The sequence below is a fragment of the Methylotuvimicrobium buryatense 5G genome, from assembly GCF_000341735.1.
GTDB lineage: Bacteria > Pseudomonadota > Gammaproteobacteria > Methylococcales > Methylomonadaceae > Methylotuvimicrobium > Methylotuvimicrobium buryatense.
This window is the reverse complement of the sequence record NZ_KB455575.1, coordinates 1,627,518-1,642,531: the sequence shown is the minus strand read 5'-3', so window position 1 is coordinate 1,642,531 and position 15,014 is coordinate 1,627,518. Positions and strand designations below refer to the sequence as shown.

Annotated in this window: 12 protein-coding genes and 3 tRNA genes; 10 read left to right on the top strand and 5 right to left on the bottom strand. The window is 50.7% G+C overall.

Translation table 11 applies throughout. From position 1 onward, the window contains the following. Positions 1 to 16 precede the first annotated feature (16 nt). The 10 genes from alaS to METBU_RS0107315 all read left to right on the top strand — a co-directional run bounded on the left by alaS (position 17) and on the right by METBU_RS0107315 (position 10,309). A complete protein-coding gene (gene alaS, locus METBU_RS0107365) occupies positions 17 to 2,644 on the top strand; it encodes an alanine--tRNA ligase (RefSeq protein WP_175421723.1) in 2,628 nt (875 codons plus the stop codon). Positions 2,645 to 2,647: 3 nt separating this feature from the next. Beyond that, a complete protein-coding gene (locus METBU_RS0107360; protein WP_017839999.1) occupies positions 2,648 to 3,877 on the top strand; it encodes an aspartate kinase in 1,230 nt (409 codons plus the stop codon). A 92-nt stretch (positions 3,878 to 3,969) separates the two neighbouring features. Next, the gene (gene csrA, locus METBU_RS0107355) at positions 3,970 to 4,167 is read left to right on the top strand and encodes a carbon storage regulator CsrA (protein ID WP_026130091.1); all 198 of its coding nucleotides are present in this window, start codon (positions 3,970 to 3,972) and stop codon (positions 4,165 to 4,167) included. A 14-nt stretch (positions 4,168 to 4,181) separates the two neighbouring features. Then, positions 4,182 to 4,273 (top strand) — tRNA-Ser (locus tag METBU_RS0107350). 80 nt (positions 4,274 to 4,353) lie between these two features. Beyond that, positions 4,354 to 4,430: transfer RNA gene (locus METBU_RS0107345), tRNA-Arg, on the top strand. 18 nt (positions 4,431 to 4,448) lie between these two features. Then, a tRNA-Asn gene (locus tag METBU_RS0107340) sits at positions 4,449 to 4,524 on the top strand. 187 nt (positions 4,525 to 4,711) lie between these two features. After that, the gene (locus tag METBU_RS0107335) at positions 4,712 to 5,380 is read left to right on the top strand and encodes a hypothetical protein (RefSeq protein ID WP_017839997.1); all 669 of its coding nucleotides are present in this window, start codon (positions 4,712 to 4,714) and stop codon (positions 5,378 to 5,380) included. Between the two features lie 590 nt (positions 5,381 to 5,970). Continuing rightward, positions 5,971 to 8,031: a TonB-dependent receptor plug domain-containing protein gene (locus tag METBU_RS0107325; protein ID WP_017839995.1), complete on the top strand. Its 2,061-nt coding sequence runs from the start codon at positions 5,971 to 5,973 to the stop codon at positions 8,029 to 8,031. Continuing rightward, positions 8,028 to 9,389 carry a cytochrome P450 gene (locus METBU_RS0107320; RefSeq protein WP_017839994.1) on the top strand — a complete coding sequence of 454 codons (1,362 nt, stop codon included), beginning with the start codon at positions 8,028 to 8,030 and terminating at the stop codon, positions 9,387 to 9,389. Before METBU_RS0107325 ends, METBU_RS0107320 begins: the two co-directional genes overlap by 4 nt. Next, the gene (locus METBU_RS0107315; RefSeq protein ID WP_017839993.1) at positions 9,386 to 10,309 is read left to right on the top strand and encodes a response regulator; all 924 of its coding nucleotides are present in this window, start codon (positions 9,386 to 9,388) and stop codon (positions 10,307 to 10,309) included. The genes METBU_RS0107320 and METBU_RS0107315 overlap by 4 nt, the downstream gene beginning before the upstream one ends. Here the strand turns inward: METBU_RS0107315 and METBU_RS23580 are convergent. The 5 genes from METBU_RS23580 to METBU_RS0107285 form a co-directional block, all read right to left on the bottom strand. Then, positions 10,278 to 10,715, bottom strand: a complete 438-nt coding sequence (locus tag METBU_RS23580; protein WP_017839992.1) for a sensor histidine kinase — start codon at positions 10,713 to 10,715, stop codon at positions 10,278 to 10,280. The genes METBU_RS0107315 and METBU_RS23580 overlap by 32 nt on opposite strands. Positions 10,716 to 10,994: 279 nt before the next feature. Then, a protein-coding gene (locus METBU_RS0107305; RefSeq protein WP_085986396.1) for an IS3 family transposase occupies positions 10,995 to 12,193 on the bottom strand; the annotation gives its coding sequence in 2 pieces (ribosomal slippage) (positions 10,995 to 11,917 and positions 11,917 to 12,193; 1,200 coding nt in all). A gap of 121 nt (positions 12,194 to 12,314) precedes the next feature. Beyond that, the gene (locus tag METBU_RS0107295; RefSeq protein WP_017839989.1) at positions 12,315 to 13,610 is read right to left on the bottom strand and encodes a Y-family DNA polymerase; all 1,296 of its coding nucleotides are present in this window, start codon (positions 13,608 to 13,610) and stop codon (positions 12,315 to 12,317) included. Next, a complete protein-coding gene (locus METBU_RS0107290) occupies positions 13,610 to 14,047 on the bottom strand; it encodes a LexA family protein (protein ID WP_051056240.1) in 438 nt (145 codons plus the stop codon). The genes METBU_RS0107295 and METBU_RS0107290 overlap by 1 nt, the downstream gene beginning before the upstream one ends. 226 nt (positions 14,048 to 14,273) lie before the next feature. Continuing rightward, entirely contained in the window at positions 14,274 to 14,717 is a 444-nt protein-coding gene (locus METBU_RS0107285) for an Lcl C-terminal domain-containing protein (protein WP_017839987.1), read from the bottom strand. Positions 14,718 to 15,014: the final 297 nt, after the last annotated feature.

Here is a 15,014-nt window from a genome sequence, read left to right as displayed (position 1 = left end):
TTAGTATTCAAAGATGATGAAAAATATGACCAGCTCGGAATTGCGTTCCGCATTCCTGGATTTTTTCCGCCAACGCGGACATTCGATCCAACCTTCCAGTTCGCTGGTTCCGGGTAACGATCCGACACTATTGTTTACCAATGCCGGTATGGTGCAATTCAAGGACGTGTTCCTTGGACGCGAACATCGCGACTACACACGTGCCGCGACCAGTCAGCGCTGCGTTCGTGCCGGCGGCAAGCATAACGATTTGGAAAATGTCGGCTACACGGCGAGGCATCATACCTTTTTTGAAATGCTCGGTAACTTCAGTTTCGGCGATTATTTCAAACAAGAAGCAATACACTTGGCTTGGGATTTTTTGACCAAAGAACTGGGTATTCCTGCGGATAAATTATGGGTGACGGTTTTCGATGAAGATTCCGAAGCCGAAAAAATCTGGCTGGAAGATGTCGGTGTCGATCCGAAGCGTTTTTCCCGTATCGGCGCGAAAGACAACTTTTGGGCGATGGGCGACATCGGTCCGTGCGGTCCGTGTAGCGAAATCTTTTATGATCACGGCGAATCGATTCCGGGTGGACCGCCGGGTTCTCCCGATGAAGACGGCGACCGTTTCATCGAGATCTGGAATCTAGTGTTCATGCAATACGAACGCGATAGCGAAGGTAATCTGCATGCATTGCCCAAGCCGTCGGTCGATACCGGCATGGGGCTGGAGCGAATTGCCGCGGTCATGCAGGGCGTGCATAGCAATTACGAAATCGATTTGTTTCAAGGCTTGCTGAAGGCGGCCGCGAAATTGGCCGGCACCGAGGACTTGACCAAGAGTTCGCTACGCGTGATCGCCGATCATATCCGCTCATGCGCGTTTTTGATCGTGGATGGTGTTTTGCCGTCTAACGAAGGGCGCGGTTATGTGTTGAGGCGAATCATTCGCCGGGCCATTCGCCACGGTTACCGATTGGGTATCCGTGAAGTTTTCTTTTATCAATTGGTAGCGCCGCTTGTCGAACAAATGGGCGAGGCTTATCCCGAATTGAAAAATGCTCAAGACCAAGTCGAGCGCGTACTAAAAAAAGAAGAAGAGCGCTTTGCCGAAACACTCGAGCAAGGGATGAAGATTCTGGAGGCTTGCGTAGCCAAGCTGGAAGGTTCGACGATACCCGGAAGCATCGTGTTTCAGTTATACGACACTTACGGATTTCCGGTCGATTTGACCGCCGACTTTGCGCGCGAACATCAGTTGACGATCGATCACGCCGGCTTCGAGACCGAAATGGCCGAACAGCGCAATCGGGCGCGGGCGGCAAGCAGCTTCGGTGCCGATTACAATCAAACCTTAAAACTCGATGGTCAAACCGAATTCACAGGCTATCAATATCTTGAAGACAGCACCAAGATCATCGGCTTGTTTAAAGAAGGCGAAGCGGTAGAGAGCTTGAACGAAGGCGATGAGGGCATCGTCGTCTTGGAAAAAACGCCGTTTTATGGCGAATCCGGCGGACAGGTCGGCGACAGCGGACGCATTGCGACCGAGCAAGGCGTATTCGAAGTCGTCAACACGCAAAAGCAAGGCGGCGACTTGTTCTTGCATCGCGGCAGACTGTTGTCGGGAAGTTTGTCGGTGGGTGAAAACTGTACCGCAAGCGTCGATAAGATCAAACGAAAAGCGACCGAGTTGAACCATTCTGCGACACATCTATTGCATGCGGCCTTGCGTGAAGTCTTAGGCGATCATGTAACGCAGAAAGGATCCTTAGTGAATGCCGATCGCCTGCGTTTCGACTTTTCTCATTTCGAACCGGTGACGCCCGAGCAAATCGCTACGATCGAACGCTTGGTCAACGAACAAATTCGTTTGAACGAGCCGGTATTGGCAGAAGTCATGGCCAAGGAAGAGGCGATGCAAGCCGGGGCAATGGCCTTGTTCGGCGAAAAATACGGCGATGAAGTCAGGGTCTTGCGTATCGGCGGTTTTTCGACCGAACTGTGCGGCGGCACGCACGTCGATCGGGCCGGCGATATCGGCTTGTTCAAGATCATCGGCGAAACCGGTGTTGCCGCCGGCGTCAGAAGAATCGAAGCGGTTACAGGCAATGTGGCATTGGATTGGATCGACAGTCGCGATAAGGCCTTAGCTATCATTGCCGGATGCTTGAAAAGCGCGCCGGAAAAGGCGGCCGATAAAGTCGAGCAATTGCTGGAAAAAAATAAGCAACTAGAAAAAGAGTTGGAACGTTTAAAGTCGAAATTGGCCAGTTCCGCCGGCGGCGAGTTGAGTAGTCAAGCAGTTGATATTGAAGGTGTTAAAGTCTTGGCGGTTAAAATCGACGATAGTGACCCGAAAGCGCTCCGTGACATGCTTGACCAATTGCGCAACAAGCTCGGCAGCTCGGCAGTCGTGCTTGCGACAGTCAAAGATGATAAAGTCAGTCTGATAGCGGGAGTATCGAAAGACCTGGTTTCTAAAATCAAAGCCGGTGATTTGGTCAATGTGGTAGCCACGCAAGTCGGCGGTAAAGGGGGTGGTCGACCCGATATGGCTCAAGCGGGAGGTAATAATCCGGCGGCATTGCCGGAGGCGCTCAACTCGGTTGCGCAATGGGTTCGGGAACAACTCGGTGCTTATTTTAAAGGTTATTGAATAATGGGATTATACGTATATAAATTCGGTGGAACATCGGTCGGATCGGTCGAACGAATCAAAGCGGTAGCGGAAAAAGTTAAAAGAGTTCATGACCAGGGAGATCAATTAGTCGTTGTCGTCTCCGCCATGAGCGGCGAAACCAATCGTTTGACCGCTTTGGCGAATGAAATCCAGAAGTATCCGAATACCCGGGAAATGGATGTTTTATTGTCGACCGGCGAGCAGGTGACGACATCCTTGCTGAGCATGGCCTTGCATGAGCTGGGATGCCCAGCCTGCTCCTATACCGGCGGGCAAGTCAAAATTTTGACCGATAGCAGTCATACGAAGGCCAGAATCATCAATATCGACGATAAAAGAATGCGCGAGGATTTGGCGGCGGGACGCGTGGTTGTCGTTGCTGGCTTTCAAGGCGTTGACGAGAAGGGTAATATTACGACTTTGGGTCGCGGCGGTTCAGATACGACGGCAGTTGCTTTGGCGGCAGCCTTAAAGGCCGATGAATGTTGTATTTACACCGATGTTGACGGCGTTTATACGACCGACCCGCGGGTCGAGCCGAATGCCAGGCGATTGGAAAAAATCACCTTCGAGGAAATGCTTGAGATGGCCAGTTTAGGTTCGAAAGTATTGCAAATTCGATCGGTCGAGTTCGCCGGCAAATACAATGTGCCATTAAGAGTTTTATCATCATTTACAGAAGGCAAGGGTACGCTGATTAGCTATGAGGACGATCAAATGGAACAAGCTTTAATTTCAGGAATTGCATTTAACCGGGACGAGGCCAAATTAACGATAACCGGTGTGCCTGATTTGCCTGGCGTCGCCTATAAAATTTTGGGACCGATTGCCGATGCCAATATCGAAGTCGATATGATCATTCAGAATATCGCCGGCGATGAGACGACCGACTTTACCTTCACGGTGCATCGCAACGATTACGAAAAAGCCAAAGGGCTGCTTGATTCGGTTTGCGCCGAATTAGGTGCCAAGGCCGTTACCGGAGATGTCAAAATCGTCAAAATATCGATCGTCGGCGTCGGCATGCGTTCGCATGCGGGAATCGCCAGCACGATGTTTAAAGCCTTGGCAGACGAAGGTATTAATATTAGAATGATCTCGACCTCGGAAATTAAGATTTCGGTCGTCGTCGATGAAAAATATCTGGAATTGGCGGTTAGAGCCCTGCACTCGGCCTTCGAGCTGGATAGAGAGCCGGTAGAAAGTTAGTTTTATTTATCAATAAAACCTGGTAGAATAGCGCTCTTGGTTGGTTACTGCATGCAAAGCAGTAGAAATTACATACAATATAGGGAGAAGCCATGCTTATCTTGACTCGTCGGGTAGGGGAGACTTTGATGATTGGTGATGAGGTAACCGTCACTGTTCTTGGAGTCAAAGGAAATCAGGTTCGCATCGGTGTCAATGCGCCAAAAGAAGTATCGGTTCACCGAGAAGAAATTTACGAAAGAATTAAAAAGGAACAATCGGAATCAACGGATAGAAGCGATTCCGAGTGACCTAAGGAAGTTTCGGAGAGTTGGCCGAGAGGCTGAAGGCGCTCCCCTGCTAAGGGAGTATGGGCTTTAACTCCCATCGAGGGTTCGAATCCCTCACTCTCCGCCATCGATTTTAAAATCGATTATTTTTTAAAATAAAATCTTGACAAGATAAGACAAAGAGAAGATAATAAGCGGCTCAATAAGGCGCCCGTAGCTCAGCTGGATAGAGTACTCGGCTACGAACCGAGCGGTCGGGAGTTCGAATCTCTCCGGGCGCGCCATTGACAATACCGAATTAATCCCCTGTAGCTCAGTCGGTAGAGCGGGTGACTGTTAATCACTAGGTCGGCGGTTCGAGCCCGTCCGGGGGAGCCATATAAATTAAGGCCTGTAGAGTTTTTCTCTACAGGCCTTTTTTATTTGTAGTGCCTTTTATAGTGCCTTTGAAAAAATACAGTATTACTCCATAATTCCAACAGTCTCCCGGTGGGGGCGGTATCGGGTCGGAAAAATCTGCACGACCTGTTAAGAACAAACTTCGCATCATCATTCAATATAGCTCATGGCCGATTTTACCTTTACTCCAGCCGATTATCCCGAGATTCGTCATCGTATGATGGATTTGAACAGTAAGATTTTCAGAAAGCTCACGAAGGACGACATTAAAACCTGCGGCAAGCATTTAGGGATTTGGCATCAAAAGACATTGATGGTCAAAAAAGAAAACGAAATGGACTTGTTTACCGATTATGCGATTTACGGCTATCGTCCGAACGACTTCAACATGGCGGAGAAGTTCTTGCGTCTATTCAGCAAAGAAGCCGACGAATATGAATTGGAATTGCTGCGTCGCATGAGCCAAGCGCCTTATGCGATTTACCGACTGGATGAAACGAATCGCAAAGATACCATCAAAGCGGAGAATATATTCAGCAAAGCGACTTTTCAGATTATCGATTACAACATGGCGAAAGCAACTAGTTTAGGAGTGGTTCTGGCGGGCTATTTGGTCGATTTCGATGGTTTTTCGATTCAAACAGGAGGAACCGTTTTTCTCAGCAAAGAAATCCTCCAGGTGGAGCAGGTCAAACGGATAATTGACCGGATCGATGATAATGAGTTGAGTCATTTTCTGAACAAACCGGCAAACGGCGCCAAGATGGCAAAAGCGATCTTTTCTGCGACTTTCCAATTAGATAAAACCTCCAATTTTGGTCATAGACCGATTTAAACAGTCAAAGATAGACGCTCAATCGGTCGTATATCTCGTCCGGGGTTAATAATAAAGCAAGGGCTTACGTTAACGCTTAGGCCCTTTTTTATTGGCTGCGTTTCTGATGGTCTCCCGATCGGCATCGGGCGGAAATATTCCTTCAATTAAAATTTTGGTATTGAGTCGGTTAGCAGGGAATTGGCTAATCCGACTACTTAATGCATTTAACTTTTGCCAATGGGTAACCGCCGAACTTCTTGCTTCTTTCCTCGATGGTTTTTTACTGCCGTGTACTTTTGGTCCCTCATGAATCCGAGGAACCTTTGAATCGTGAGTTCCATTCGTTTACCAAGTTCTGTAGTGCGTGCGGAAACAATTCGCTGGATGAAGTCTGAAAAATCCAACGCTTTCATCTAAACTAAGTTGCTTTTTTAAAATGACTGGCTATAATCCAAAAAAAGCAATTGTTTTTGAGCAGTTATTGCTTTGCAAATCCATGGCCTACTGCTAAGTTGACTCGGTCATTGCCGTTTGTGTGAATGGTTTGTCTGTTGAATAGGCCTATGTGAGTCGTATCAGTTCCGAACTTTCATTAGGAGCTTACTATCATGACGACAACGCTTAAGGCAGCCTTATCATTTTCACTGGCCTTGCCGCATATCGTTTATTCCGATGAGCTCGATGATTTTCGTCATTTCTATGGCGATGAACAAACGGTAGGTATCGCGACCGGCTATTCCCGTCCCTTGGCCGAATCCCCGTCGGTCGTCACGGTCATCACGGCAGACGACATCAGAAAGAGGGGCGCGGTCTCGATTGAAGAGTTACTGGAAACCGTGCCGGGATTCCATGTGTCTTCGGCCAACGGTTTTGTCCCGGCCTATGTCGTTCGAGGGATTTTTTCGCCACTGAGTTCTCATGTTTTAGTGATGCAGGATGGCGTGCCCGTCAACGATCCGGTCAATTCCGGTAAGCTATTCAGTTACACGCATCTGACCAAAAATATCTCAAGAATCGAAATCATCCGAGGCCCGGGGTCGGCGCTCTACGGTGCCGATGCCTTTGCCGGCGTCATCAATATCATCACCAAAACCGGTCGGGAAATCGGCGGCGGCGAAGTCGGTGCGTTGGCCGGCAGTTTCGACAGCTATGGCGGTTGGGCATTGTTGGGTAAGCAGTTCGGTGATTTTGATCTGGCTTTTTCGGCTCAAGGCCGAACCACCAAAGGTCAGCGGGAGACCGTCAAAGCCGATGCGCAAACCCGAATGGATCGGCTGTTCAATACGCAGGCATCATTGGCGCCGGGGCCGATCAATGTCGCGCGTAACGACATCGATGTGGGTGCGTCGCTACGCTATCGTGACACGGTCAAACTGCATCTGCGTTATCAGGATTTCGAATCCGCCAATGGTGTGGGCACAACCTTGGCGTTGGATCCTGACGGTTCAATCCGCTATCAATCCTGGACGTCGGGGCTCGATCTCAAACAACGGTTTGGCAATTTCGAACCGCAGTTCAATCTGAACTATTTTTTCTACAAAGCCACCGGTCTCAATCATCATTTTCCTGCCGGAGCCTTCGGCGGAACTTTTTCCGACCCGGTGACCTCGACATATCAGTATTTTTCTCATACCGTCGATGCGACCTTCAAGACACTCTATGACGGATTCAAGCATCACCGAGTCACTGTCGGAGCGGGCTATAAATATGCGGTGGCACACGATCTCACGGAAAACCGCAATTTCTTGATCCTGCCGAATAGCCTGATCGTACCTGCCGGGCCGTTGCAAAGCACCGACAGCCTCGGGGTCGAAGCCTTATCCGACGACGCGGACCGACACATCGTATTCGGCCTCGTCCAGGATGAATGGAACATTGCCAATGACTGGACCTTGACCACCGGGCTCAGGCTCGATCATTATTCCGATTTCGGTTTGACGGCCAATCCCAGAGCCAGTCTGGTTTGGCAAGTCGGCCCCGCGTTGTCGGCCAAACTGATGGTTGGGCGCGCCTTCAGGGCGCCGTCTTTCATCGAACTCTACAGTAATGAGGGTCTGCAATTACGGGGCAACCCGAACTTGAAGCCCGAAACCATCGATACCGTAGAGTTGTCGGTCGCCAAAAAATGGAAATACGGCCTCTCGACCGGTATCAATCTCTTCGGGTATTCCAGCGCCGATCTGATTGCCGAGACGAGTAGCACGCTACGCACCTTCGAAAATTCCGCCGGAGCGATCGGTTATGGTTTCGAGTGGCTCGGTCAATACCGATACAACGAAAGTCTGACGTTCGATCTCAATTACACCTATCTGCGACTCGAGCCGAAGAACAGCGCCAATGACAGTTTCATCATCGGCGCACCGCAGCACGATATCTTTGCGCAGATCAACTGGCAATTCGTGAAGGATTGGCATGTCAATGTGCGTTCCGATTGGATCATCGGCCGGCATCGGGCGGCGGGTGACGAACGTGATGCGATCGGCGATTATGTCCTGGTCGGATTCAACTTGCGCCGCGAGCAGTTCATGGACGGCCTGGCGCTCAGCTTCAAGGTCGATAACCTATTCGAGGTCAAAGCCCGGCATCCGAGCATCAACGGCCAGGCGGTCCCATACGATTATCCGATCGCAGGGATCGCCTTTCTCGGGCAAGCGGAGTTAAGCTTTTGAACCGCACAAGCGACCCGCAAAACCGCCTGCGGGAGGCGCCGGGACCGAAAGGCTGCCCGGTGACCGGTTCGTTACCGATGCTGGCCTCGAATATCTTGCGGTTTTTTGAACGCGTGACGGCCAAGCATGGCGACATCGCCTTATTCACATTGGGCCGAAAGAAGGTCTATCTGATCAGTCACCCGAAAGACTTGGCGACGCTGTTCGCCGATGAAAGAAAAGGGGGCTACAGCCGGCAATTTTTTCATGAGGCCTACAAGCCGTCGTTCGGCAACGGTATTTTTAACAGTTACGGTGAAACCTGGCAAAAACAGCACCAGATCCTGCAGCCCTACTTCCAGAAGCGGGCAATCGAAACCTGGTTCCCGATTCTGCGCGAGGAAACAGAGCTAACGATACAGCGTTTGACAACGCGGCAACAACCGCACATTCATGTGGAACGCGAGATCTTGCCGCTGGTGCAATCGATCATGTGCCGGATACTGTTCGGCAGACCCTTGGACGACGACGATTCGCGCCGCGCCGTGGAAGCGATCAATACGGTCAGCCGCTACAACGTGACCCGCTCGATATCGGCATTCATTCTGAACGGCGTATTCAACCGCCTGCCCACGCCCGGTAATCGAAAATTTCATCGAGCGCTCGATGATATCGATCGGACCCTGACGAATTTACGGGTCAAGGCCGAGCAGGCCGAGCAGGCCGGCGATGACAGCAGTTTGATCGCCCAATTGGCGCCGCATTTCGATGCTCAGGAACTGCGCGATCATTTATTCACGTTGTTTTTCGGCGGACAGGACACCACTGTTAACGCCATCGCCTTTACGCTCTATTATTTGGGTAAGCATCCGATGATACAGCAACGGGCTGCGGCTGAGGTCGAGTCCGTCTTGGGAGCAACGGGGCCATTGGCCTATCGGGATTTGAAACGGCTTCCCTATACCAACAGCGTCATCTATGAATCGATGCGATTGGCGCCGCCGGCCTATGCCGCCTACCGAGATGTCATCGGCGACCGGCAACTGAGGGATGTGCGTATTCACGACCGGTCACTGCTCGTGTTTTCACCCTATCTGACCCATCGCCACACGGATTTCTGGCCGGATCCCGAGCGCTTCGACCCGGAACGCTTCATAAGCGGTTCCGCGCAGGAACGATTCGCCTTTATGCCCTACGGCGGCGGCATGCGCACCTGTCTGGGCATGAACCTGGCGCGCGTGGAAATCCTGACCGTAGTGGCTTTATTGCTGCAACATTTTCAATGGACCTTGCCGGAAAATTACCCGGTGAAGTTCGTTCCGCACATGACACTGAAGGCCCGAAAGGGCATCACGATCCAATACTCGAAAAGAACATGAATCTCCTGGTAGCCTCCGCTTTCGGTGACCTCACGGCGCAACTCGAACGACAGCTCCGCACTGACGGCATAGTCGCCGATCTGACGTCAGCTCAATCGGCCGATGAGTTGGTGGAAGCCTTGTTGGAACAGCGCTTCGACGGCTTGATAGCCGATTATACGCTCCACGACATCGATATCTGGAAACTGTCGACCCTGGTTCGTTCCGGCCGATTCGCCGATCCAGCGGTGCCGATCTATCTGATTCAGGAAAGCTGCGAGACCGAAATTCCCCGCATCTTGGCCAATGAATACCGATTCAAGGTCGCCGCTTTGGACCAATTGACGCGGATGCTCATCACCCCGCCGGACCTCGATGCGTTCAAGCCGACCCTGTTGATCATCGAAGACGAGCCGGATGCCGCCAATATCGCTTTTCATGCATTGGCGGATCATTATCGGATCGATGTGGCGAGAGAAGGGCGGCAGGGTTTTGAGTTGTGGTTGCGGCAACGGCATGATCTGATTCTGTTGGATTTGATGTTACCCGGGCTTTCCGGCGACCGCTTGCTGACCGAAATACTGGCGGTCGACTGCGAGCAGCCGGTCATCATCGTGACCGCCTTTTCCGGCCTGGAAAATCACAAGAACCTACTGATCAATGGCGCCAGCGAGTTTCTCGGCAAGCCCTATTCATTGACCGAACTGCGTAAATTATGCCAAACGGTTCATCATCGGGCGCGCTTGGTCACAGAAATTCATTACCGGGAAGACCAATTCAAACTGATCGGCCATCAGCTCTGGCTGTTGGACCGGTGTCTAGCCAAAAACGATCATGTCAACAGTCATCGCGTCATGCAACGCATGCAAGCGATCATTCCGGCCCTATCGCCGAGTGACGACGAACAATTCAAGCTTGTGCAATCGGTAGCGTCACGGTAAAGACGCTCCCTGGCTTGTTGCTCGTGACGTCGATTTCGCCCGATAGCAATTCGCAATACAGTTTGGTGATGGCCAGTCCAAGGCCGGTGCCGCCGGCCGGGCGGCTGAGGCTCATGTCCGCCTGCCAGAAGGGCTCGAAGATCTTATCGCGGTCGGCTTCGTCGATACCGCAGCCGGTATCGCAGACCCGGATGTTCAAATGCGCTCGGTGAATCGACCAGGCGATCTCAATGCGTCCTTGTTGGGTGAATTTATTGGCATTGCTCAACAGGTTCATCACGATATGCGCTACCTTGTCTTGATCGGTGTCGATCTCGGCCGCCTCGCCGGTCATCCGGATGCGATTGCCGCTGTCTTTGGTCAGCGGTTCGATTTTTTCGACGCATCGCAGTATAGTGGACCCCATTGTCCAGACAATTTATCACCGAGTTTAAGAGGGTGTTGTCTTTGTTACAGCTGACTGGCGCTGCCCCAATTCTTCTCTATTGTCTAAACCAATGACTCAAAAATTAAGTCATTTCCTTTTTCATTTTATTAAATTGTTATTATTGCGCCGCAGGCATTTTGATATTCCATCATGCTTGCTGCGGCGGAATGTGGTCAAAGGGTGAATTAGTGTGGGTAAGCTCGTGGTAAACTGCCTAAGCAGTTTTCTATCAGCTTATCCACACGTTCCGAAGGAAATTCACGCTTTGTCCACATGGAGTCCGCCGGTAGTCTCTTTATCTGTCCGTTCGTTAAATTTATCCACAATCATTGCCCCACCGCCTTCCGCTGTCTGATAGATTTGATCAGGTGTTTTATAGCCTAATGCCTGGTGATATCGCTCACCGTTGTAGAAGGCAAAATACTCGGTCAACCCCAACAATAGCTCAGGCATATAAACATAGTTTTTCGGATAAATATCCTCGTACTTAACACTCCGCCAGAGACGTTCAACAAAGATATTGTCCAATGCTCGCCCCCGTCCATCCATGCTGATTTTGATGCTGTTTTCTTGTAACACAGCGACCCATTTGTCACTGGTGAATTGCGAACCCTGGTCGGTGTTGAAAATCTCCGGTGCTCCGTATTGCTTGAGAGCAGCCGTTAAACAGTCCACACAAAACCCAACATCCATCGTGTTCGACACCCGCCAAGCCAAGATTTTGNGGCTGTACCAATCCATAATCGCCACCAGGTATACAAAACCATGTGCGAGCCGGATGTAGGTGATGTCCGTACTCCAGACCTGATTCGGGCGAATCACACTGAGCCCTCTGAGCAAATACGGATAAACCGTATGTTCAGGATGTTTTTTGCTAGTATTCGGGCCTGGAACCATCGCAATCAGGCCCAATATCCGCATCAAGCGTTGCACACGCTTTCGGTTCACGGCNTGACCTTGCATGCGTAGCCAAACCGTCATTTTCCGGCTGCCATAAAAGGGATGCCGAGTATATTCTTCATCCAGTAAGCGTAGCAACATCAGTTCGACTTCATCTACTTCGTGCTTGTCCGTATACACTGTCGATCGTGCGATGCCAGCCAGTCGGCACTGTGCGGCTACCGACAGTCCAGCACTTGAATTAATCCAGCCCTGACGCAGGCTTAAAGGTTGATCCCGGACTTTTTTTTAAGCCATTCCAGCTCCATGTTGAGCTGGCCAATCTTGGCGTACAAGCGCTCTGGATCGCTTTGCGGATCAATGGCCTTGGGGCCACGCTTTACGTCAAACAATTGACTGGCATTTTCCAATAAAGCCTTCTTCCATAGACCTACTTGGGTCGGATGAACACTATAGTCTTGTGCTATTTCATTAACCGTTTTACTCCCTTTTACAGCCTCCAGTGCCACTTTAGCCTTTTGTGTACTGATCATCAACGTGCGCTTTTTTTCACTCATTCTCGCCTACCTTTTTTATGATAGACACCATCTTAAACTATTGTCTGGATTTTGGGGTCCACTATAGTCGTTCACTGGAACCTAGTGTCTGGCTCTTTTGGGTCGTCAACAGACATGGACCTCACAAACACTTCACCCCCACCAACTCCCCCCAATCGGTCGTATAACGCTGCGAAATCCGCTCCGCCTTCGGCTTCCAGCTTTTATCAAAACCAGTTGCCGCGATCGAAACGGCACTCGGAAAGCGGTGGTTTATCTGATCAATGGCTTTCATCAAGTGACGGTTTTCAGAAGATAGCCCGTCAAACGTCAAGTCGAATACATCCATTTGCCCTGGCGTGGTTTCCGGCTGGATATGGCTCAGCTGGACGCCGCATTTCTGATAGTTATAGCCTGGCCTGTAGATCTCTTTGAGCATCTGGTTAGCGGTAGCAATGATGGACCGCGTGTCTTGCGTAGCCGCATTCAGCTTACTACTGGCCGCCCGTTGATATTGCGGCTCATCCGGATTGAATGGACTGGTCCGGATAAATATCGTAATGCAGCCGGTCACTGAGTCTTGATTCCGGAGTTTTTCGGCGGCCCGACTGCAGAACTCGGCCATGGCTTGCGACAGCTCGGCGTATTCGGTTAAGCGGCGGCTAAAGCTTCTGGAGCAGACAATTTGCTGTTTATCCGGGGCGATTGCTTCCAGTGCCAGGCAAGGCGTGCCATTTAACTCCATCACGGTTCTGGCCACCACAACATTGAACTGGGCTTGAATGCGCTTGCTGGATTGGGACGCCAAATCCCAAACGGTATGAATGCCAAGCTGGTTCAGCTTGGCCGAAGTGCGCGGGCCTATGCCCCACACCTCGCCGACCGGCACAATGCGCATCAGTTTTTCCCGGCGCACCGGGTCGGANANATCCAGAACACCGCCGGTTTGCGGCCATTTTTTGGCGGCGAAGTTCGCCAGTTTAGCNAGCGTTTTGGTCGGTCCTAGCCCCACGCAAACCGGAATGCCGGTGGTTCGAACCACCGTTTTTCTGATCAGCTGGCCGTAAGCAATCGGGTCTTTGCCGCAAGGGTAAACGCCGGTTAAGTCCAGAAAGCCTTCGTCGATGGAATACACCTCAAGATTGGGGGCGAATTCTTCCAAAGTGGACATGACTCTCGCCGACATATCGGCATACAGCGTGTAGTTTGATGAGAAAAGTTTAATTTGGTGCTGGTTGACCAGTTGCTGAATCTGGAACAACGGCACACCCATTTTAATGCCCAATTTCTTGACTTCGGCACTGCGGGCCACGACGCAGCCGTCATTATTGCTGAGTACGGCAACCGGCTTGCCGATCAGGTCAGGCCTGAACACGCGTTCGCAACTCACATAGAAGTTGTTGCAGTCGACCAGGGCGATAAGCCGTTGCGTGGGCATTACAGCGGGTGAATGACATTGGTGACCACGCCCCAAATCACCGTATCAATCTCTTCACGAAGCACGATATTTTTATAAGCCGGGTTTTCCGAACCTAACACCCATTGGCCGCCCCGGCGCTTCAAACGCTTGACGACCAGCTCCCCATTCAGCGCGCAAATCACGATCCTGCCCGGCACCGGTTCCAGCGAGCGATCGACGACCAGAATATCGTTCGGGTGGATGCCGGCGCCGAGCATCGATTCGCCTTGCGCGCGCACGAAGAACGTCGCGGCGGGCTTTTGCACTAACAGCTCGTTCAGATCCAGCGTTTTCTCGACGTAATCGTCGGCCGGCGAGGGGAAACCGGCCGAGACTTTGCCGGAAAACAGCGGCAAGGTCACCGTTTTTGGGTCTGGTGCGGCTGATAAAACAGTCGTTGGCATATTGCTGGACATAGCGGAATGATGAGAAGGATGGAACAAAACGGGTTTATTTGTTCTTGTTATGTTCTCTTTTTAATCTGATTTTCCTATGCTGTCAAACGATAAAAACAGTGTCCAGGGGAACCGCTATGCTACGAAAAATTCACATGCAAGATCAGGTCAGGAATCGGGTTGCCATGATTATGGAAGATGGTCGATCGGTTTGCATGACCCGCTTTGGGCATGAAGGGTAATTGTATTAAAAGGGGCGAACCGCCCGGACTCTAAGTGTACTGTATTTATTGTAACGGTCCTGATCGCCGTTGAAAAAGCCCTGAATCCATGCGCTGTTACTGTCGAGTTCCGTAGCGCTCCAGTAGTCGTCATTGGCAAAATCACCCACCAGGCTTCTTTGTTCATATAGTAATTTTAATTCGGTCTTTGACGGCAATCGCCATTCAGCTCCATAAGCACTGGACGCTATAACCGCTTCATTCCAATTAAGCGTATTTATTTCATCGGAGGCCTTAGCTTCCAAGCCATGCTCACCTGAAGCATCGACGAAGTAGACTATGCCGCCATGAGGGCCAACATCACCTGGAGCATAGTTGGAAGAATCACTTTTATCCGCCGCTTGCAGGGCATGATTAATTAGCAAGATTAATGCCATCGAGCCGACCTTTAACGCTTTTTTATATCCCATTATTGCAAAACCCTTTTATATTTATTTAAAGTGACACTACAACTTAGCCGGTAACGGTTAAGAAGCAGTGCTGCTTACTGAATAGCTGAACGTAAAGAGTTTGACAGTCAGACATAACCCTTCTTTTGGTGACTGGTTAATCCGTAAAAAGTTCGATGCCGCAAAAAATCTCAACAGAATGTCACTGACCAGAAAGCATTTTATTGAAGTTAAATATTGCCGAACAGCTTACAGCTAGTTGACAAAAGGGGATCAGGAAGTACATTGCCTCATGAAGTCACAGCCTTGGTTGTTATG